Genomic DNA, 21,443 nt, shown 5'->3' with positions numbered 1-21,443 from the left:
TTTGTCATGTCCCTTTTCTCATTCATGTTCGGTAATAGTAATAAGAAGTATTATTATTACGGAGTTTCCATGACCCTTTCTTGTTTGCTTAAGCGACGAATGAACGCTCGAATGACCTCGTCATTGCTTTTAGCTGGTGCTGTTTTTGTTGGCGTAACTAGTATGGTATTTCCTTCGCCAGCGTATGCGGAGTCGGTAGCAGTAGAAACACACTATTATAAAGTTCCAGCTGGGCCTTTAGTAAAGGCAGTGAATGCCTTCGCAGCTGTATCCGGTATGTATTTAGGCGGCAATGGTGAGCTCCTGAAAGGAAAAAACACCTTGGGTTTTGAAGGCGAGTATTCTGCAGGGCAAGCGCTGGATTTATTGTTAATAGGTACAGGTTTGTCATATGAAGCAGGGGAAGGCAGAAGTATCGTTCTTATTGATACTGAGTCTGTTTCTGAAGGTGAGAATGGCATCACCATGTCACCCTTGTTGGTTCGTGAAGATAAAGTTGTAACCACTTTAGGTGCGAGCACACTAAACGCAAGTGAAATTGAAAGTATGGCTGGAGAGACTGGAAATCTTACTGATTTACTAAGAGGAAATGGTGCGGTCCGTTATAGTCGTTCTTCGAGCACTTCAGCAAGTAGCGCAAGCATGCGCCCTGATGAGGTGTCTATTCATGGTCAGTCACATTATCAAAACTCGTTTGTTATCGATGGGATGTCTGCTAATAATGATTTAAATCCTGGAAACTCCGAAGATACTTATTCCAATCCGATTAATCCGAGTAATTTGAGCATGCTGTCCGGCAGTTCATCTCAAAGCTATTATATTGATCCTGATGCTGTGGAGTCAGTTACTGTTTATGACTCTAATATTCCAGTCGAATTTGGTGGCTTTCTAGGCGGTGTTATTTCAGCCAAATTAAAGCGATATGATGGCGAAGATTATTTGTCAGTAAAATATGGGATATCTAAGGATGAGTGGGATGAAATGCACGCTGATGAATCTTTAGCGGGTGATATGGCTGATGGTGATTCATTAGAAGGAGAGTATACACCGGAGTATTTAAAGCAGAGGTATACATTAACCGGTGCGCAAGGAATTACAGACAAGCTTGGTATGACATTTACTGCTTCACGTGCGAACTCTAATTTTGATCAAAGTTATGTGAAAAATATTGGTAATACGGTTTATGGAAAACAAGGCATTTCTTACGATGATACTATTGATAACTTAATGGCTAGATTTGACTATAAAGCTAATCAAAATTTAGATATTGGTGTGTCTATCCTTTATGCAAATCGTTACCATGATGGAGTTACTAATGCCTCATATGACTCTGCATTTATAAAATCACATAAAGCATCAGGTATTAGCTCCGAGGTTATATATAACGCAGATTCTGGAATATTAAAAACGACATTTTCTTACGATGAGGCAAGAGACACTTTGTCTTCTGATGATTCAGAGTACATATACCATTATGCCGATTATTATAATGGACGATGGCCTTATACTGGTGGTTATGGAAACATAAATCAGCAACAGAATACGACGACTCTTAAATTCGACTGGCTACACAAAGCATCTGATGTTGGCTCTTTCAAACACACCTTTAGAGTTGGTGCTGAGTTGAATCGAAAAAAACAGTTTTATCAAGTAGAAGACAAAATTGTCAGTGAAAACTATCAGTGTGTAATCAGTCGCTGCGGTGATACAAATAGTGATGGTGTTATTGACTATAATGATGAATATCTTCGTATTCTTAATATTATCGATGCAAATAAACTGGAAAAATCATCTCACTCAGAAGGTGTTTACTTATCTGATACTATTGAAAATGGAGATTGGACTTATTACTTAGGATTACGTGCGGATTATGAATCAACTTTAGGGAATTTAAATTTCTCGCCACGATTTAATGTGCAATGGGATGTGTTTAGTGACAATGAAACCCGTTTAATCACTGGGGCAAATCGTTATTACGGACGAGATTTTTTTCAATATGAGGTTAATAGCCAGTTGCGTTCTTGGCGTACGACATATCGATATAATACCAATGGTACACTTAACCGTTTTACCTCTTATTCAGATAATTCCTTTTATGATTATGATCTTGATACACCTTACTCTGATGAGCTGGTATTGGGTGTGATTCAGCAAGTAGGTAATGTTGATGTTACTGTAAAGTATGTGAACCGTGAAACTCGTGACATGGTAACTCGTTCTAAGACTGCATCAGGATTGAATTACTATTCAAATTTTGGTCGTAGTTCTACCGATACTATTTCTTTAAAGATAGAAACTCGAAAACCTTTTGAGTTCGGTGGAACAAAGACTGATGGTAAATTTTCTATTAGTTATCAAGAAAGTAAAACAAATACGTTGTCAGACGTATCTTATGAGGATGAAATTAACTCTAAACAGATTTATTATAAAGGTAATGTTATTTATAACTCACAATTACCTAAGTCTGACTTTAATATTCCGTTTAGCATAGAATTCTCTACATCAACGGCTATTCCAGATTGGAATCTAGTTTGGGCTAATCGAATTAATGTCGAATCTGGCGGTAAAATAGCTCAGGATACAGGAGATAATTATACTAACCTATCCGGTAATTATGATATTTATGATGATCTAGAGTTTAATAGTTTAATTACTTTAGATACGTCTTTTGAATGGAAGCCAGTTATTTTTAAAGAGATTGAAGGTTATCTAAAACTTTCTATAAATAACGTTTTTGACGATTACATTGATAAATCTACTAATTCAGGAAGTTATTCTTATACATTAGGGCGCTCGACCAGTGTAGAAGTCGGCATGCGGTTTTAAGCTGATGTTCCTTTTATCTCCTTTCTTTTCTTGTAAACAAATGCTCTGTCGAGCATTTGTTTATGGCTGTTTTTGAATGATTTTTTTGTGAGCTGTTTTATGCTTTTTTTACAAAAAATCCTGTGTGTTATGGGATTAACCTGTTTGTTTGTTTTTGTCACTCCAGTATATGCCAATGATAAGGGTTTACCTTGGGATAAGCGTGTTGTGCAGGGGACTTTGGATAATGGCTTCCGCTATTATTTATTCGATTCAAAACAAGAAAAAGACGCGCCAAAAGGGCTGACATTAGCGAATTTAGTCGTACTTTCTGGTGCCATTGATGAGGAAGAAAATCAGTTAGGCGTGGCGCACATGGTGGAACACATGGTATTCCACGAAAGTAAGGGGTTGCCGAATGGCGTGCGAAAAGCCTTTACTGATATGGGGGTTAAGCAAGGTCGTGATTTTAATGCCATGACCAACAGCGAAAATACCCGCTATATGGTGAATTTGAAAAACACCACGCCAGATCGATTGAACAATGTGTTGGATATTTATCAGCAAATTGCTTTTCATGCCGAAATCAAAGCCTCGTCTTTGGATAAAGAGCGTTTAATTATTCAAGAGGAATGGCGTGGCAAGTTGAGCCATCGTTCCCGCGTTAATGACGAGAAAAAAGCCTTACTGAGAGTTGGCTCTTTGTATCCAGAACGTCCAGTGCTTGGTACTCAGGCAACCATTCAACACACCCCAGCAACACAGCTTCAGTCTTTTTATCAACATTGGTATGCGCCAAATAACATGGCGTTGGTGGTTTTTGGACCTATGGATACCGCTGTATTAGAAGCACAAATTAAGCGTGTCTTTGGTTCTGAACGTAAGCGAGAGCTTCCAAAGCGTCACCCAAAAGACCCTGTACTGGATGAGAATCTAAAAATTGGTCAGCTTAATGATTCTGGTAATAAAGTGAACCGAGTGGTTTTTTTATACCGATTTGAAAGTGAAGCAGGTAGCACTGACGAAGCACGTCGTGACGGCTTGATTGATTACATGGCTCGCAATCTTTTAACTCAGCAGGTTTATCGTCAGAGAGAGGTATTACCTGAGCATGTACGGGTATTATCGAGTACAAAAGGAACGGTCTCTCCAAATGTGGCGATATTAGGTTTTTCAGTCAATGTGGACGACGGATATCACGCTCTAGGGTTGGAAACCTTAATTCAAGAGATTGAACGAATAGAGACGCAGGGATTTTTTCAGCAAGATTTTGATCAAATCTATCAAAAGGTTGTTGATGTTGCTAAACGCAATAAAAACGCGGCAAAGAGCCGAGGCACCATTTGGTCAGTGAAAATGGTCGAGGCGGTAACGTCTGACAAATCCCTTCATGACCCTAAACAAAGTAATGATCAAATATTGCGTCTTGTTAAGACGATTTCGCTTGAGGATGTAAATGCTCGCTTGAAGCAGTGGCTGTCTTCGCCAGATCGTATTCTTTATACACAAGCCGTGGGCGGGAAGTATGTAGATATAGGTACGGTGGAATCTGTTGAAGCATTGTTTGATGAGATGCAATCTCGCCAGCTTGGTGCCTTAGAAAAAGAAAAAATAGTGGCGGTGAAAGCATTGCCTGTTGTAACGAAAAGTGGCTCGGTGGCACTTACATCGCGAAACGCAGAATTGGGTGTATCAAATTGGTCTTTATCAAATGGCGATAAACTGACAGTGCTAGACCCGAGTGTTTTGGCTGAGCGTTATCAAATTGATCAATCCGAAATAGACAATAAAACTTACTTCACCGCGATTTCTGACGCAGGTTATAGCGTAAAGCAAGGCTCTACTTGGGCAGAGCAAATTGCCGTGCAAATGTCTGATGCCACCGGTGTTTATGGTTGGACTGATGAAGAGTTTCAACAATGGCGTAAAGAAAATAGTGTGTTTTTAACCTCTAAACAGAAGGCGCAAAGCCTTGCGTATCGAGGGTCAATTGATAGTGATAATTTAGATAAATTACTGAACGTTTACCATGTGAACCAAGTTACCCCCAAAATCGATATCGATGTTTACGACAGCATAATGGCAAGCTTAAAAAGAAGCGCCAGTATTGATGTTGTACGTCCGATTGAAGTGTTTTCACGACGTTTAGCACAAGCGCGCTTTGGGAAAAGTGACACGACGTTGAGTTTGCCGCATTTAGCACCTTTGTCGTTAGAAAAGATAGAAAAAACACGACAACAACAAGTCGCCTTGCCAGTGCATTATTTTATGGTGTCTCGTTTGCCTGAGGTAGATGTGACTCGCTTGGCGGCTTTGTATTTGGCCAATATTCCTCGTGATCCGCTTGCTTCCACAGATAACACTAAGGCTGTTGTGCAGCAAGCCGGTGAAGCGATTGTTGATGTGTCATTGAATACGGAACCGAAAGCCGAATATCGTTTGTATGCCTATCAATCTTTGCCTTGGTCGCCTGTTGCAGCGCTTCAGTTGACCTATTTGGGTGAGCGTTTAGAGGCAGAGTTAAAACAGCGGCTGCGTAGTGAGGTTCAAGGTGTTTACAGTGTCAGGGTAGGCTTGGATCTGAACAAAGATACCAACCGTGCTGAGTTAAGTATTCAGTACTCCAGCTCTCCAGCACGATTAGACGATTTGGCAGAAATGACCAAAACCGTGCTGTCTGATTTGCCAGACATAGTGACAGAAGAATGGGCAAAGGAAATACAGGATGCCTTCGCCGATGTTGAGCAGAACCGTTTGGGGAAAGCCTTTGAATCCACCTTGTTACATCGTCTTGAGTTAAGCGAAACACTTTATGGTGATGCCCGCTATCTTGATGAAATGGATCAATTGAAGTCCGGTTTAACGGTGGCGAAGCTAAAAGCCTTGGTAGATACATTAACCTTTACCAATAGAGTGACAGGGTTTTATCGCCCTATAGATTAATCATTCAATAACTAATCTAACAACACTTTAAAATGCCCAGCAATGAGATTGTTGGGCATTTTTTTAACATTAAAGGTTAGTTAAAAGGTGGCTTGTTGCTCGACTTATGAGTAAGTCATGAATACTATGAAATCAATCTATCATTGTGATCTGTCTTAGTTAGCTGTCTTAGTTAGGAAAGCATTCATGTCGCGTCCCGTGAAATTACTCAGTGTTTCTATTGGTCTTATCTGTCTCCTGTTGGCGTTGAACTTTGGTTTACGTTCATCAATGGGCTTTTTTATGGCGCCGATCTCCCAAGAGTTTGGCTATGGGCGCGAAGTGTTTGCTTTTGCCTTGGCATTACAAAACTTATGTTGGGGCTTGTTTCAGCCGATTGCTGGTGCCTTTGCCGATCGTTACGGTACTTTGAAAACCTTGTTCATTGGTGCGGCTTTGTATGCATTGGGTTTGTATGTGACATCGGGTGCAGAAGGTGTGTTGGGGCTCAATATGGGCGCCGGTGTACTGATGGGAATGGGCATCGCGGCGACGGGATTCGGTGTGGTATTGCCAGCGATGGCACGCATGGTGTCCCCTGAAAAACGTTCCTTTGCTTTGGGCTTAGGTAGTGCGGCAGGGTCCGCTGGACAGTTATTGGTTATACCTATTGCTCAAGACTTTATTGCTTCCTATGGTTGGAGCAACGCCTTATTGTTGATGGCGGTGTGTGCCTTGATGATGGTGTTATTATCGAGCCCATTTCGCCAAGAAAAAGACGGTATGAATGCGAACGCTAGCACAATAGAAGTGACGCAAACCATGAAAGAAGCCTTGCGTGAGGCGAGTGCTTACTCTCATTACTGGCTTTTAGTAGTTGGTTTTTTTGTTTGTGGTTTTCAATTGGCTTTTATCACTGTGCATATGCCAGCGTTTTTATCTGATCAAGGTTTTTTGCCCGACGTTGCGGTAGCCAGTTTGGCCCTGATTGGTTTATTTAATATTTTTGGCTGTTTGTTGTCTGGTAGCTGGGCTGGGAAGTATTCGAAGAAAAAATTACTCACCATAATTTATGCGTTAAGAGCCTTGGCTATTGCCTTGTTTATGACGCTGCCAATGACCACCACGTCAGTGTATGTATTTTCTATCGTAACCGGATTGCTTTGGTTGGCCACTGTACCACCAACATCTGGCTTGGTCGCACAAATGTTTGGCCTGCGTTACATGGGGTTATTATACGGTATTGTGTTTTTAGGTCATCAACTTGGCTCGTTCAGCGGCGTTTGGTTAGGCGGTTATTTATACGATAAAACAGGTTCTTACGATGTTGTCTGGTGGGCAGCTTGTATTATCGCCCTGATTACGGCATTGATTCATATCTTAATCGACGAGCGCCCAGTGGCACGTCTTCGTGCCGCTGTGGCTTGAGTGATATAAAGAATAGAAACTAAGAGCCTTAGCTTCTATTCTTGTGCTTGCCATTGTTGTTGGTAGAAGCGCTGAACCTTGTCGCCTTCCCATTGAAACAAATACAGCCAGCCGTTATCGATCAGTTGTCTAACAATATTGTGCTTTGCGGCGATTTTCTCGATAGCCGTTTTTGGTGCAGCAACGTAAACCGCGAGTTTAACCGGTGTGTGCATCCATTTCTGACCATCGTTTAAAGACTGCATGGAAAGCCCGATGCGCAAGTCCCCGCCGTTGCCTTCAAATACGCCAATGTTTCCGCCAACGGCGTTGTGCAGCACTTTATTACCACAGCCGAATTTGAAGTTATCAGTCACCGATAAGTTGTATTGCATGTTGATCCAGTGAGTCACCAGCATTGGCGCGGTAAGAATACGTTCTAGAATGCTAAAGCCTGAGTCATTGTGTTGATTATAATCGTGTAGAAAACTGCGTCCTTCAAGATCGAGGTGGCGGGTCTTCTGGCGTGGAGCGATGATAAAAGAATGATTGTTAGCAAGTCCCCATTCTGGGTTAACTTGTGACCAGTCGTTGGCACGTTTGCTAAAAGCTTTTGAGCGTTGTTTGTCCGAAGCATTCAGCAAGGCCGTATCTAACTTTGTTGCACGTTCTTGTTGAGCGAGAAACTGGGCTTTTTCAAACCAGCCTGTTTCTTTAAACCCGTTAGCCATTTTGTTGTCGACGTCTTTCGAGCCTTCTACTTGATCAAAAAAGGTCAATTGATCTGTGGTGGTATTATGAAGCGCTGCGACAAACCGTGTGTCACTAGGAATATTGACGCCCATGTCGTTGAGCAAGGCGCGCACTTTGTCGTCATTCAATAGTGACGCCAAAACCTTGACGTTGACCTCGCCACTTTGTCCGCCACAAGCGCCACATTCTAATCCGGCAGCATGAAGGTTGTTGCTGGTATGGCTACCGTGACCGACTAACATGATGATAGGCGCATAGGTGGTTAGCTTGATGGTATCTAAAATGCCTTTTGCTAAATTGGCTTTATCTTGATCTGTCAGTGCAAGGCCATGCTGAGTCAATTGCCAGTCGGTATTTGGCGCTAAACGATTGGCTGGGTGTTCTTGTCTCTGGGAGAAAAGTGTTTGCTTGAACATTTTAAAGGCGTACCACCAACCCATGGATTCCACCATGGAAAAGGATGCTGGCGCGGCGTGTCCCCAACGATGCCAACGGGCTTCTTTTTGCTGGTGGTGAACGTGATTTTTATCGCTCGTCAATTCGGTGACGGTTATGGACGCTTGTAATAAGCCGGGAAGTTGCGGGCGAACATAGTGGCTGTCTTTTGCTTTGTATTCGATAGGCAAACCAAAAAAGCCCGCAAAACCCAGTGTTTGAATCTTGTCGGATTGTTTTTCCAGCGCACGTCTAAATACTTCTGAACGAACGTCGATGCAAAATATAGCTTGCAGTTCAGGTCTTGCTGAGCCTGCTAAAGAAGATGAAGGCGGTGTAGAGATCAGAGTTTGATGTAAGCTTTTTTGCTCACTGTATTCCAGTGCCAAGGCCCAAGTTTTGGATGTTAATAAAGCGTCTTGATGTGTTTGAATCAGCGCTGGGATGGCATTTTTTTGTTCTGACCATTTGTTAGCTATTGCGCTATGTAATGCTTGGGATGTGTGTTTTAAGTAACGCCAAACAACCAATTCCCATGCCATTTTTATGGCGAGCAAAGACTCCACATGGTTTTCTTGCGCAAGGTTTTCATTGCTATCGCCTTTGGACCAATTTAAGTAAGCCAGATAACTGCTCCAGCCATTAATATCGAGCAATAATGCTTGTGCGTAGAAATGTAGCGCTTGATCATCCAAGGCCAATTCTTCGATGGCCAGAGCAAATAAGGCTTCTTTGTCAGTGGGTAAGTTATGGAAGAAGTCAGTGAGTTTTGATTCGCCCATGATAATGCTTAGACCTTTGTCTTCATTGGTGACTTCTAACCAATGGCTGTATAGATCGAGCTCGTTGTTAATGTTTTGCTGTCTTAAGGTTGGGCTTTGCTGCTGGTAATGCGCGGCGCAAAACTGGCTGACTTGATGGGTGATTTCATCGTGCCAAGACATCTTATTAGCGGGTCTATGTTGATCGGCAAGGTCTGCAATATTACGCCAAGAATCTGGCAAATTATTGGCTTGAGACAAATGCTCAAGTAAGGCGTCTTGCTCATTGAGGTCATAGTGTTCAGAAGCTTTGGTTAGGCAATGGTGTGAAATTTTCCCTTCATCAAACCAAGCGCGATACGTCTCATTAGACATATAGGTTTTGATGCCTGCCAAGGCTGATAATTCATCAGAAATGTCATCAAAGGGTTTATCAACCAATGACCAAAGTGGATTGACCGCGATCAGTTTATCCAATGGCCAATGGGGAGCAATAGTACGAGTCGCATCGAGCAATAGGTCCTTTTGTTGCATGCTTAATGTATTTGTAGCCTTGATAGTCATGCGATTCTCCTAAGGTTTTAGCGACGGTTTATTTTTGCTTAATGCGTGATGTTGTTCTTTGGCTCTGGCGGGTAAGGTGACTGGCCAGAATTTAAGCACCAGACGTGTGAGCCATTCATCCAGATAAAGCCCTGCAAACAGGGCAATAGATAAGCGACGAACTGCGCGCCAGCGTACTTGATAATGCAGCAGCGCACTTAAGATGAAGAGCAGGCTAAATAAAACCATCGCCCAGATATCGGCTAGGGAAAAAGCCTGAATCGTGTGAGTTGAATAGGTCGGTAATGCGTAATGCATGGCGTATTTTAATGCAGCATAAATCACACACAAAAACACGCCCATCATGAAGGTGTAAACAACCGAAGGTGAGTGCTCGCACGTGCGCCATTGCACGATAAGAATAGTGAGTGCGAGAGCGAATAACCACCAAGCACTAAACGCGCTATCGAAGCCAAATAAAGTTCGCACAATCACCACAATCGCGGTACTTAAACCAAGAGAAAGCAGCCAGGTTTGTGCATTTGGCACGACGGCTTTGTTCGTCAGTGAAGACTGAGTATTGGTTTTTGCGGCACTAGAAAGACGTAATCGAATGGCGTCATTCACCGCGTTGCCGGAGTTGAGAAAAGAGTAGGCTTTGTAAAAAGAATGGGCGAGCAAGTGCAGCAAGACTAATTCGTACAACCCTAAGGCAAATTCCAACAACATTAAGCCCATTTGCGCGCAAGTAGACCAAGCAAGGCGAACTTTGACGCTGATTCGAGTTGTCATGATCAAGGCGCTGGCGAGCGTCGATAAGCCAGCCACAATTAACAATAGCCAGATTGCCACGGAACTTTGGGCAACTAACGGTGTGAACAAAAGCAGTAGATAACCACCTAAGTTGATAACACCTGCATGCAACAAGGCGCTGACTGGTGTTGGCGACTCAACCACCTGAATTAACCAACCATGGAAAGGAAGCTGGGCACATTTGATTAACGCAGCCAGTGCGATCAAGCAGGCTGTGACTTGCTCTTGCCAGTGTAATGCCAATCCGGCGCTAGATTGGGCAACAGCGGTATCGATAATAGTGTTGATGTATAAACTGTCGTATTGCTGGTAAAGCAAGGCAAAAGCGGCAAACAAAGACAGCTCGGCAATGCGTGCCAGCATGAACTTCTTGTGGGCGGCGAGAATGGCTCGTGGACGATCCGCGTAGAAGGTTAATAAGTTGTTGAGTGACAAACTAATGCCTAACCAGCCGAGCCAGAAAATCACCAAATGGTTGGTGGTCACTGTTATGGCTACGGACGCCAAGGTAAACATTAACCAACGATAGTAACGATTCAGATTAACCTGTCCTGCCATGTAGTTTCGCGAGAAGCTGATCAGCACCCAACCCATGATAGTCACCAATCCAAGCATGATCTGATTGAGTGCTGTGTGACGAATCAAAGTAGAAGATTGCCAAGCATTAGTGAAAAAGTAACTGACCGGAAAGGTGGCGAGAAAGATAATCAGCAAGACAAAGCTTAATCGAGACGCTTTTTGTGCCACGTATTGGGTTTTCTCACGGCCGAGATACCAGCCGCCAAAAAACAGCGTAAAGGGAATGAAAATCGGTAAGAAACTTAACACGACTAAGGACATACATAACCTACGTTTATTGGATTTAATAAATTGAGGCGATTATGAAGTCTTTATTTTGTTAATAAAAATACATATATTGTTATGTAACGTTCACTTTTAGTTATGTATTTAAAGGATGATAGGCAATGAGTCGGTTGAATTATCATCATTTGTATTATTTTTGGCGGGTTGCCAAGAGCCCGAGTCTGACGGAAGCGGCAGAAACCTTGCACATCTCTCAGTCCGCTCTGTCGGCGCAGATCAAGCAGCTTGAACAGAGTCTTGATGTGGCATTGTTTATTCGTCAAGGGCGTAAGCTGGTACTGACCGATGTTGGGCGTCGGGTGTTGGCTTATGCGCAAGATATTTTTAATACCGGCGAAGAGCTAGAAAAGTTTATCCAGAAGGACAGTGCGACGCAGGTTCAGCATATTACCATCGGCGTACAGAGCAATTTATCGAGAAATTTCATCGAAAGCTTTATTGCGCCTTTGTTAAAAAGCGAGAACGTGGATTTTTCACTTGCTTCGAGAGGCATGACGGATTTGCTCAGTGGTCTCGTTAACCACGAGTTGGATTTGGCGCTGACCAATCGTGCCATTTTAAGCGAAAGTCATGACACGACATGGCGAAACCAGCTAGTCGCTAGACAAGCTGTGGCGATTGTTGGGCCTTATGGCGAAAAGCCCGAGACGCCTTTTCCACAGGGCTATGAAGATAAAAAATGGGTAGTGCCGGGACGCAATACCGATATTCGTTCATCATTTGAATCCTTTTGCGCCACGCATCAATATCAGCCAGATATCAAGGCCGAAGTGGATGACATGGCGATGTTGCGATTGTTAGCAAGGGACAGTGGTTATTTGTCCGTATTGCCGCCGGTGGTGGTAAAAGACGAGATTCAATCGAAAGTGCTACAGGATTATGAAAGCATTCCTCAAGCATTCGAAAACTTTTACGCCATTACTATGCCACGTAAATTTACTTCGCAACCTGTATTGGATTTGATCAAAATTGCGATTCATCAGTATTCTGTGGACCACTCAATTTAAGTGTTTTGAAGGCGCAGTCTGAAAGCCCCATAATTAAAAAGGCAATAGTAAGAAGGCAATACTAAACAAGGAAATAGTACATGACTCCTTTGCAAGTCTATCAAACTCGTCTAGAGCAGAACGAAGTGACGTTTGATGAGCGTCAGCAGCCTGCGCTAAATGAGTTAGAACGTGTTTATCAATCGTTACTGTCGAACCTATCAAATAGCGACGTGTTAGAGCCAATCAAAGGCGTTTATCTTTGGGGCGATGTGGGTCGTGGCAAGACGTTTCTGATGGATTTGTTTTATGACTGTTTGCCTGATGGAATGGCGTTAAGGCTGCATTTTCATCATTTTATGGCGCGTTTACACCGAGAGTTGAATCTTGCCTGCGGTCAGAAAAATCCTTTAAAAGGCATTGCCAAACGCTTGGCGTCAGAATGCCAAGTGCTATGTTTTGACGAGTTTTTTGTCTCTGACATTGGTGATGCTATGTTACTGCGGGGGTTGGTTGAAGCCTTGTTTGAAGAAGGTGTGATGCTGGTGGCAACATCGAATATTGCGGTGGAAAACTTGTTTCAAAACCAGTTGCAAAAAGAACGCTTCGCGCCAGCTATTGCCTTGTTACAAGCGCATTTAAATAGCATTCATCTTGGCGGTGAAGAGGATCATCGATTACGTCATACAGGATTTACGCCGATTTATTTTGTCAAACACGAGCAAGATATGTCGCTCTTGTTTAAGCAGCTGGCAAAGGGAAAAATCAACCGACAGCCGCTGCAAATCTGTCGTCGAGCTATTGCGGTGATTGAATCGGCGGATAACATTGCTTGGTTTGACTTTTATGCTTTGTGTGATGGCCCTCGATCGTCTCTGGATTACATTGAGCTAGCGCAAACTTATCCGTTGATAATGCTGACAGGTATTCCAGAACTAAGCAGCGAACCTTATGAACACATCAAAGCGCGAGGCACAGAAGACGGCGCTATTGGCTCAGGGCAAACTGGTGAACGCGCGGTTTCATTAGGTGTTAATGATGATGCTGTGCGTCGTTTTATTAGTTTGGTGGATGAGTGCTATGACCATCAGGTGGTTTTGTTACTGAACGCTGACGTACCTTTGGATAACTTGTATTTAAACGGTTCGTTGTTGTTTGAGTTTCGTCGTACATACAGTCGTTTAATTGAAATGAAATCTCATTACTATCAAGCATTACGAATAAGTCTGATGAATAAGTAGTATGGCAAGCTTTATTGACCAAATAGACGGGTTAAATGGTTGATTTCATTCTGACTATTTTTGCTAAGTTTTTCGTAAAAGCTTGATAAAACCAGAATGCGCGACCACTATATTTAAAAGCAATGAATTTAAAAGACATTAATAAAATGACAATAAGGAGGGCGATCATGCAGTATGAAGATCGCGTTGATGCGTTAGTCGCACCGAAAGGTTCGTTAGAAATGTTGTCTCAAGATGAGATTTCTCGTTTGTCAGAAGAAACAGGTCCACTTCATGAACTATTTCATCGTTGTGCTTTGGCTATTTTGAACTGCGGTAGTGATTCTGATGATCCGCAAGCAGCCATGGAAGAGTTTAAAGATTTTGAAATCCGCATCGTACAACAAGAACGAGGCGTGAAACTGCAGCTGAAAAATGCACCGGGCAGTGCTTTTGTCGACGGCAAGATGATTAGCAGCGTACGCGAAATGTTGTTTAGCGTATTGCGAGATATTATTTTTACTCAGCACGAATACATTCTTGCTCGCGGTTTAGAAAACGCGAGTTCAGATAAATTAACCAATGTGGTGTTTGAATTATTACGTAACGCTAATGTTTTTCGACGTATTCAAAATCCAGATATGATTGTGTGTTGGGGCGGCCATTCTATTGCGCGTCACGAGTACGATTACACCAAGCGTGTCGGCCATGAATTAGGTTTACGTGAACTGAATATTTGTACCGGTTGTGGACCAGGGGCAATGAAAGGGCCGATGAAAGGCGCTGCCATTGCTCACGCAAAACAACGTATCAAAAATGGTATTTACCTAGGTTTAACGGAGCCGGGCATTATAGCCGCTGAATCACCGAATCCAATCGTGAATCAGCTAGTGATTATGCCAGACATAGAGAAGCGTCTTGAAGCCTTTGTACGTGCTGGGCATGGCATTGTGGTCTTCCCTGGTGGGGCCGGGACCGCAGAGGAAATTTTGTATATTTTGGGTATCTTGTTACATCCGAAAAATGCCGATGTACCATTTCCTTTGGTGTTTACTGGACCAAAAGAAAGTGCGGATTATTTTGAGCAAATTCATGCCTTCATTGGTGATGTACTAGGTGCGGAAGCGCAGAACAAATACCGCATTATTATTGAAGATGAAGTGGAAGTGGCTCGCGCCATGAAGCAAGGTATGGAAGAAGTTCGCCAATACCGTAAAGCCCATCAAGATGCGTTTTACTACAATTGGAAACTGCATATTCCAGAAGAGTTTCAGTATCCGTTTGAACCAACCCATGAAAAAGTTCGTGAGCTGAATCTACATTTTAATCAAGAAACGCATTTGCTTGCCGCGGATTTACGTCGAGCGTTTTCATCTATTGTTGCCGGTAATGTGAAAGCGCAAGGCGTGGCGTATATCAAAGAGTTTGGGCCATTCGAGATTCATGGAGATAAAGCTTTGTTAGCGAAACTGGATGCCTTGTTACAAGCTTTTGTTCGTCAGCAACGTATGAAGTTGCCGGGCAGTGCGTATGTGCCGTGTTATAAAGTCATCACAGACTAATAGGATGGCTACTGTGCTCGTGACGCCATCTGTAGACTTCTAATGTAAAAAAGGGCTTCTCGTGAAGCCCTTTTCTGTTTTAGCTGTGAGCGTTCTTGCTCTGGTTTTGAGCTTAACCAAACACTGACCAGCCGATGCTTTCCGATAGTGCTTCAAGCGCTGCCATGCCCGCTAGTGAATTGCCCGATTTGTTCAGTTCGGGTGACCAAACACACACTGAAAAACGATTAGGGACGATGGCAAGAATACCGCCACCAACACCACTTTTTCCTGGCAGTCCTACTCGATAAGCAAAGTTACCTGCTTCGTCGTATAGGCCGCTGGTGGCGAGTAGACCGTTTACCTGAGTAGTTTCTCGCGCACTAAGTACTTGTTCACCACTAAGCTGTGAGTAGCCCTTGTTGGCAAGGAAACTAAAGGCCTTAGCTAAATCCACACAGTTCATGCGCATGGCACAGTTATCGAAGTAACTATGCAACACATCTTCTACGTCGTTTTCAAAATTGCCAAAGGCTTTCATCAAATACGCCATGGAAGCATTGCGCGCACGAAACTCGTATTCTGAGCTGGCAACGATTTTGTCTGAGTTCAATAGCGGGTTATCGGCTAAGCGACGAATGAACTCTCGCATGGCGTAATGCGGTGAGGCAAAACGGGACTGATTCATGTCGCTGATTACTAGAGCGCCAGCATTGATAAAGGGATTACGGGGTACACCGGCTTCGTATTCTAGCTGCACTAATGAATTAAACGGATTGCCTGAAGGCTCTCGTCCAACGCGTTTCCACATATCTTCGCCATAGTGTTTGATGGCAAGGGTTAAACTAAAGACTTTAGAAATACTCTGGATAGAGAAGTCTGTATAGGCTTGGCCTGCATGATAAAGCTCGCCGTTGTTGCTGTAGATGGCAATACCAAATTGATTAGGATCGACATTGGCCAACGCGGGTATGTAGTCTGCGACTTTACCTAAACCGATTAATGGTTTTACTTTTTGTTCTATTGAATGCAGTAAATCTTCCACGAGGTTCTCAGTGTTATTTTAATGGGAAGTGAATGGTTGAGCTTGATGGGGGGCTAGTATAGGTATTTACCTAAAGATTTCTAGGGATAAAGGGGGATTTGGTGAATATGGCTGCTTTCAAACACGCCATTTGATTGCTGGCGTGTTTGAAAGTAAGAGAGTCGTTACTATAGCGTTTTTACTTCTCTTGTTTTTTTTATATGGTCTACATGCAAGTTAATCAATTGTCCTGAGATGGTTGCGTTGTTTGGTATATTCGGTAAATTATCGATTTGATACCAGTTAGCTTCTTCTATTTCGCCAGGTGCTGGCGTAATTTCACCACTGGCATAATCAGCAAAAAAACCTGTCATTAATTGATGTGGAAAAGACCATGGCTGGCTACTTACGTAGCGAATGTTGGTGACTTCTATGCCAACTTCTTCTCTAATTTCTCTTGCTACCGCTTGTTCCAATGTCTCGCCAGCTTCGACAAAACCAGCGATATTACTAAATCTGTCTTTGGGCGCCTGTGGGCCTCGAGCAAGCAGTACTTGATCGTCCTTACGGATCGATACAATGATGCAGGGGGAGATTCGAGGGTAGTGACGCAGATTGCACGACGGACAGATCTTTGTGTGTTCGGTGGCGTGCTTTTCTCTCATGGCGGTGCCGCAGCGGCCACAAAATTGATGGTCACGATCCCATGTAGATAGCTGGTGTGCTCGACTTAACAAAATGTAATTGTGTTGATCTTGTAGGAAGAGTAACTCTCTTAGACCAATTTCAGTAAAGCCTTTGGGAATAGATTCAAAACGACACACGAAGATATCTTGGCCATGCCATTGGCCACAATACACAGCACTCATTTTAGAGTTAGGCTGGAAGTGCGTAAAAGGCGTAAGAAATTGATTTTCGGATTCTATTAATACTTGGTTTCTATGTAACAAGATGTAGAGCGCATCTTGATGGGGAAGCGGGTGTGTTTGAATGCCTATTTCTAACATGTGATTGCTCGGTTTGCGTCTAAAGGAATTACGCTAACGCGATCATCTTCTAGACGCAATAACCTAAGAGGATTTAATTCCAATCCAAAATGACTTTTCCTGATAGACCTGAGCCCATGGTGTCGAAGCCTTGCTGAAATTCATCGACTTTAAAACGATGGGTAATGATTGGGCTAATGTCTAAGCCAGACTGCAACATAGCAACCATCTTGTACCAAGTTTCATACATTTCTCGGCCATAAATGCCTTTGATGATAAGACCTTTAAAGATAACTTGGTTCCAATCGATGAGCGTGTCTTTACTCGGAATACCTAACATGGCAATTTTCCCGCCATGATTCATGCATTCCAGCATCGAACGGAAGGCCATGTCATTGCCAGACATTTCTAAACCTACGTCGAAGCCTTCGTTCATGCCAATCTCGCTCATGACGTCTTTTAATGACTCACGGCTGACGTTGACTGTGCGGGTTGCGCCCATCTTTTTCGCTAAATCTAGACGGAAGTCATTCACATCAGTAATCACTACATTACGAGCGCCTACGTGTTTAGCAATAGCTGCTGCCATTGCGCCAATTGGTCCTGCTCCTGTGATCAAAACGTCTTCACCGATCAAATCAAACGATAGGGCGGTATGAGTCGCGTTACCAAACGGATCGAATATCGCGGCCATATCGTCACTAATATTGTCGGGGATTTTGAACGCGTTGCTAGCAGGAATCACTAAATACTCGGCAAACGCGCCGGTGCGGTTTACGCCAACACCGAGGGTTTTTCGGCATAGATGACGACGACCCGCACGACAGTTACGGCAATGGCCGCAAGTAATGTGGCCTTCACCAGAAACGCGATCACCAATTTTGAAACCAGAGACTTCTGGGCCGATTTCTGTGATCACTCCAACAAACTCATGACCAACTGTCATCGGCACTGGAATGGTGTTTTGTGCCCAATCGTCCCACTGATAAATATGCATGTCTGTCCCGCATATCGCGGTTTTACTTATTTTGATAACGACATCATTGTGACCACAATCTGGATGTGGAACATCTGTCATCCAAATGCCTTTTTCGGCGTGAAGTTTCGCAAGCGTTTTCATTATTTATTTCCTTCCATCCTTCCTTCAATGACACCCATCTCGCGGCCCACTTTGGTAAAGGCGGCTATGGCGAGATTAAGCTGTTCCGTTGTTAGTGACGCTGACATCTGTGTGCGAATTCTGGCTTTCCCCATTGGTACGACTGGATAGGCAAATCCTGTCACAAATATCCCTTCTTTATATAACGCATTTGCCATCTCTTGTGCGAGTTTTGCGTCACCTAAAATAACAGGAATGATTGGGTGATCACCAGGTACTAGGTTAAAACCTAAAGCATTCATTTGGGTACGGAAGTATTGGCTGTTGGCTTTTAATTGCTTGCGGGCTGAATCGCCATGTTTGAGGGACTCGATAATTTGCAAGCTGGTGGCGGTAATGACTGGTGCCAATGAGTTAGAAAACAAATAAGGTCGAGAGCGCTGACGCAACCAATCGACAATGCTTTTAGAGGCGCTGGTGTAGCCGCCAGACGCTCCACCAAGGGCTTTACCCAATGTGCCAGTGATAATGTCGATGCGACCCAGTACATCACAATATTCGTGACTGCCGCGGCCGTTTTCGCCTAAAAAGCCTACCGCATGGGAATCATCTACCATGACTAAAGCGTCGTACTTGTCAGCAAGGTCGCAGATAGATTTAAGGTCAGCAATGATGCCGTCCATGGAGAAGACACCATCGGTCACAATAAGCTTGGTTTTCGCACCGTCTTCATCTGCTTGTTTTAGATTAGCTTCTAGCTCTCGCATGTCATTGTTGGCGTAGCGATAGCGCTTTGCCTTACACAAACGAATGCCGTCAATGATACTGGCGTGATTGAGTGCGTCGCTGATGACAGCATCTTCTTCGTTTAATAGGGTTTCAAATAAGCCGCCGTTAGCATCAAAGCAAGAAGAATACAAAATAGTGTCTTCCATTTGCAGGAAGTCACTAAGGCTTTTTTCTAGTTGAGTATGAATGCTTTGTGTGCCGCAAATAAAACGTACGGAAGCCATGCCGTAACCGTATTCGTCTAGTGCTTGATGAGCGGCTTTTGTGACTTGGCTATCATTTGCTAGTCCAAGGTAGTTGTTCGCGCAAAGATTGATTAAGGGCGTTTTATCAGCGGTGGTAATTTGGCTGGCTTGTGGCGTGATAAGCGGGCGCTCTACTTTATAGAGACCTTTTTGTTTAAGTGTTTGGAGTTGATTCTCAAGATTTTGGTAAAAAACGGATTTACTCATGACTCTTCCTCTTGTGGAGATAGGTATTCCTTTTGCTGCGAACTCCTTGATGTCACTTGAGTGTAGGAGGGCGGCTTCAATATGAGTAGATGCAGTGACATAGTAAAACGGGCATAACAGTTTTGCTTTTTGATCAGGCTGGTCTTGCTGTCCGTTCGTCCGTAGAATGTGGGTAAATATTAAGCAAAGAGGAAATGACATGTTGTCAAAGGTTCATTACAGCATTTTACTGGGGGCGTTGAGCGCCAGTATTGCGGCTCAAGCTCAGGATTATCTACCCGTTCTGCAATACCATCATGTAAGTGCTAGTTCACCTAAATCGACTTCTGTTACCCCTGAACAGTTTACCGAGCAAATGGATTACCTAAAGAGCGCAGGCTTTCAGGTTGTGGATTTGCGTTCTGCGTTGGATGATTTAAAAGCCAATAAACCATTACCTGAAAAAGCGGTCGCGATTTCGTTTGATGATGCTTACCGCAGTATTTACCAAGCAGGCTTTCCAATCCTTAAAGAAAGAAACTTTCCTTTTACAGTGTTTATTAATACAGAACCTGTTGAACGTAAAAGTCGTAGCTTCTTAACTTGGGAGCAAATGAAAGAAATGGAACAGTCTGGTGGCGTGTTTGCTAATCACACCATTAGTCATCCTTATATGTTGCGTAAAGAAAAGGGTGAGTCTGATGAGGCTTGGTTGTCTCGTATGACAAACGAAGTAGATACGGTTGAAGGTTTACTAGAGAAAAACCTTGGGCATTCACCAAAAATGTTGGCTTATCCTTATGGCGAATCTAATAGCCAAATTCGAACCATGATGAAAGAGCGGGGCATAATGGCATTTGGGCAGCAGTCTGGTGTAGTGAGTGCGGATTCGGACTTCGAAAATTTGCCTCGTTTCCCCGCTTCAGGAGCTTATGCCAAGTTATCTACGTTAAAGACGAAGCTAAATGCTAAGCCAATGCCTTTGTTGTCCGAAAAGACTGGCGGTGACTATGCAACAGATCAGCCTGTTTCTATTAGTTTGACCTTTAAAGAAGGTAAGTACCGTTTGAAAGACTTAACCTGTTACGTTGCAGGCCAAGGCAAAGCTAAGCTGGATTGGGTGTCTGATACAGAAGTGACGGCGACTGCAGAGAAACCATTCAGTGTTGGCCGTGGCCGTATTAACTGCACTATGCCAGACAATTCGGGCAAACATTATTACTGGTATTCTAATGTTTGGATCCGTTCTTCCCCTGATCAGGGCTATGTGAGTGAAAAAAGTTAAACTTTTTTAAAAAAGAGGTTGCACTGAAATTTCAAATCAGTATTATACACCTCGCTCGCAACGGAGGGGTGGCAGAGCGGTTTAATGCACCAGTCTTGAAAACTGGCGTAGGTTAATAGCCTACCGAGAGTTCGAATCTCTCCTCCTCCGCCATCTTCTGAAGATGGTTGTTGTAAGCAAGATAAAATATTAGTTCCTCGATAGCTCAGTTGGTAGAGCAAATGACTGTTAATCATTGGGTCACTGGTTCGAGTCCAGTTCGAGGAGCCATCGGAGTATAGCGCAGTCTGGTAGCGCGCCTGCTTTGGGAGCAGGATGTCGGGGGTTCGAATCCCTCTACTCCGACCATTATATTTTATCATCACCATTAGTAATGGTGGGCGTAGCTCAGTTGGTAGAGCTCCGGATTGTGATTCCGGCGGTCGTGGGTTCAAGCCCCATCGTCCACCCCATTACTTGATAGTTGGGTCGTTAGCTCAGTTGGTAGAGCAGTTGACTTTTAATCAATTGGTCACTGGTTCGAATCCAGTACGACCCACCAACATCTTTTTATTCCTTTTGTGATTTTTGGGTCGTTAGCTCAGTTGGTAGAGCAGTTGACTTTTAATCAATTGGTCACTGGTTCGAATCCAGTACGACCCACCAACTATCTCAAAATACCTTATTCTGTATGAATCTGATTAATTCCTCGATAGCTCAGTTGGTAGAGCAAATGACTGTTAATCATTGGGTCACTGGTTCGAGTCCAGTTCGAGGAGCCATCGGAGTATAGCGCAGTC

General features: G+C 43.5%; 13 protein-coding genes and 7 tRNA genes. 14 read left to right on the top strand and 6 right to left on the bottom strand.

Features of this window, described 5'->3' with window-relative positions; genetic code table 11:
• The first annotated feature begins 69 nt into the window (after positions 1-69).
• The 3 genes from BUA59_RS12670 (at position 70) to BUA59_RS12660 (ending at position 7,155) form a co-directional block, all read left to right on the top strand.
• Positions 70-2,826: a TonB-dependent receptor gene (locus BUA59_RS12670; protein WP_072840070.1), complete on the top strand. Its 2,757-nt coding sequence runs from the start codon at positions 70-72 to the stop codon at positions 2,824-2,826.
• Between the two features lie 99 nt (positions 2,827-2,925).
• Entirely contained in the window at positions 2,926-5,748 is a 2,823-nt protein-coding gene (locus BUA59_RS12665) for a M16 family metallopeptidase (protein WP_072840069.1), read from the top strand.
• 186 nt (positions 5,749-5,934) lie between these two features.
• Positions 5,935-7,155 (top strand): MFS transporter, encoded by a 1,221-nt coding sequence (locus BUA59_RS12660; protein WP_072840068.1) that lies wholly within the window; start codon positions 5,935-5,937, stop codon positions 7,153-7,155.
• A 35-nt stretch (positions 7,156-7,190) separates the two neighbouring features.
• On the opposite strand, the gene BUA59_RS12655 is transcribed toward BUA59_RS12660, so the two are convergent.
• Entirely contained in the window at positions 7,191-9,647 is a 2,457-nt protein-coding gene (locus BUA59_RS12655) for a DUF2309 domain-containing protein (RefSeq protein WP_072840067.1), read from the bottom strand.
• A 9-nt stretch (positions 9,648-9,656) separates the two neighbouring features.
• The gene (locus tag BUA59_RS12650; RefSeq protein WP_072840066.1) at positions 9,657-11,279 is read right to left on the bottom strand and encodes an NADH-quinone oxidoreductase subunit L; all 1,623 of its coding nucleotides are present in this window, start codon (positions 11,277-11,279) and stop codon (positions 9,657-9,659) included.
• Between the two features lie 125 nt (positions 11,280-11,404).
• Here BUA59_RS12650 and BUA59_RS12645 point away from each other — a divergent pair, with 125 nt between their 5' ends.
• From BUA59_RS12645 to ppnN, 3 genes are all read left to right on the top strand, one after another.
• Positions 11,405-12,310, top strand: coding sequence for a LysR family transcriptional regulator (locus BUA59_RS12645; RefSeq protein ID WP_072840065.1), 906 nt, complete (start codon positions 11,405-11,407; stop codon positions 12,308-12,310).
• A gap of 80 nt (positions 12,311-12,390) precedes the next feature.
• A complete protein-coding gene (gene zapE / locus BUA59_RS12640) occupies positions 12,391-13,530 on the top strand; it encodes a cell division protein ZapE (protein ID WP_072840064.1) in 1,140 nt (379 codons plus the stop codon).
• A 167-nt stretch (positions 13,531-13,697) separates the two neighbouring features.
• Positions 13,698-15,071: a nucleotide 5'-monophosphate nucleosidase PpnN gene (gene ppnN, locus BUA59_RS12635; protein ID WP_072840063.1), complete on the top strand. Its 1,374-nt coding sequence runs from the start codon at positions 13,698-13,700 to the stop codon at positions 15,069-15,071.
• Between the two features lie 112 nt (positions 15,072-15,183).
• On the opposite strand, the gene glsB is transcribed toward ppnN, so the two are convergent.
• The 4 genes from glsB to BUA59_RS12615 all read right to left on the bottom strand — a co-directional run bounded on the left by glsB (position 15,184) and on the right by BUA59_RS12615 (position 19,400).
• Positions 15,184-16,095, bottom strand: a complete 912-nt coding sequence (gene glsB, locus BUA59_RS12630) for a glutaminase B (RefSeq protein ID WP_072840062.1) — start codon at positions 16,093-16,095, stop codon at positions 15,184-15,186.
• A gap of 167 nt (positions 16,096-16,262) precedes the next feature.
• Positions 16,263-17,081 (bottom strand): NAD(+) diphosphatase, encoded by an 819-nt coding sequence (gene nudC, locus BUA59_RS12625; RefSeq protein ID WP_072840061.1) that lies wholly within the window; start codon positions 17,079-17,081, stop codon positions 16,263-16,265.
• A 73-nt stretch (positions 17,082-17,154) separates the two neighbouring features.
• Positions 17,155-18,180, bottom strand: coding sequence for an L-threonine 3-dehydrogenase (gene tdh, locus BUA59_RS12620; protein ID WP_072840060.1), 1,026 nt, complete (start codon positions 18,178-18,180; stop codon positions 17,155-17,157).
• Positions 18,180-19,400, bottom strand: a complete 1,221-nt coding sequence (locus tag BUA59_RS12615) for a glycine C-acetyltransferase (protein ID WP_072840059.1) — start codon at positions 19,398-19,400, stop codon at positions 18,180-18,182. The genes tdh and BUA59_RS12615 overlap by 1 nt, the downstream gene beginning before the upstream one ends.
• Positions 19,401-19,599: 199 nt before the next feature.
• On the opposite strand from BUA59_RS12615, the gene BUA59_RS12610 reads away from it, so the two are divergent.
• The 8 genes from BUA59_RS12610 (at position 19,600) to BUA59_RS12575 (ending at position 21,425) form a co-directional block, all read left to right on the top strand.
• The gene (locus BUA59_RS12610) at positions 19,600-20,664 is read left to right on the top strand and encodes a polysaccharide deacetylase family protein (protein WP_072840058.1); all 1,065 of its coding nucleotides are present in this window, start codon (positions 19,600-19,602) and stop codon (positions 20,662-20,664) included.
• A 62-nt stretch (positions 20,665-20,726) separates the two neighbouring features.
• A tRNA-Ser gene (locus tag BUA59_RS12605) sits at positions 20,727-20,817 on the top strand.
• A 41-nt stretch (positions 20,818-20,858) separates the two neighbouring features.
• Positions 20,859-20,934: transfer RNA gene (locus tag BUA59_RS12600), tRNA-Asn, on the top strand.
• 1 nt (position 20,935) lies between these two features.
• Positions 20,936-21,012 (top strand) — tRNA-Pro (locus tag BUA59_RS12595).
• A gap of 28 nt (positions 21,013-21,040) precedes the next feature.
• A tRNA-His gene (locus BUA59_RS12590) sits at positions 21,041-21,116 on the top strand.
• Between the two features lie 13 nt (positions 21,117-21,129).
• Positions 21,130-21,205 (top strand) — tRNA-Lys (locus tag BUA59_RS12585).
• A 28-nt stretch (positions 21,206-21,233) separates the two neighbouring features.
• Positions 21,234-21,309 (top strand) — tRNA-Lys (locus BUA59_RS12580).
• 40 nt (positions 21,310-21,349) lie between these two features.
• Positions 21,350-21,425 (top strand) — tRNA-Asn (locus BUA59_RS12575).
• Positions 21,426-21,443 lie beyond the last annotated feature (18 nt).

It is taken from the genome of Marinomonas polaris DSM 16579, from assembly GCF_900129155.1.
GTDB lineage: Bacteria > Pseudomonadota > Gammaproteobacteria > Pseudomonadales > Marinomonadaceae > Marinomonas > Marinomonas polaris.
Note: the sequence above shows the minus strand (reverse complement) of the source record. Positions and strands in the feature narration are given on the sequence as shown.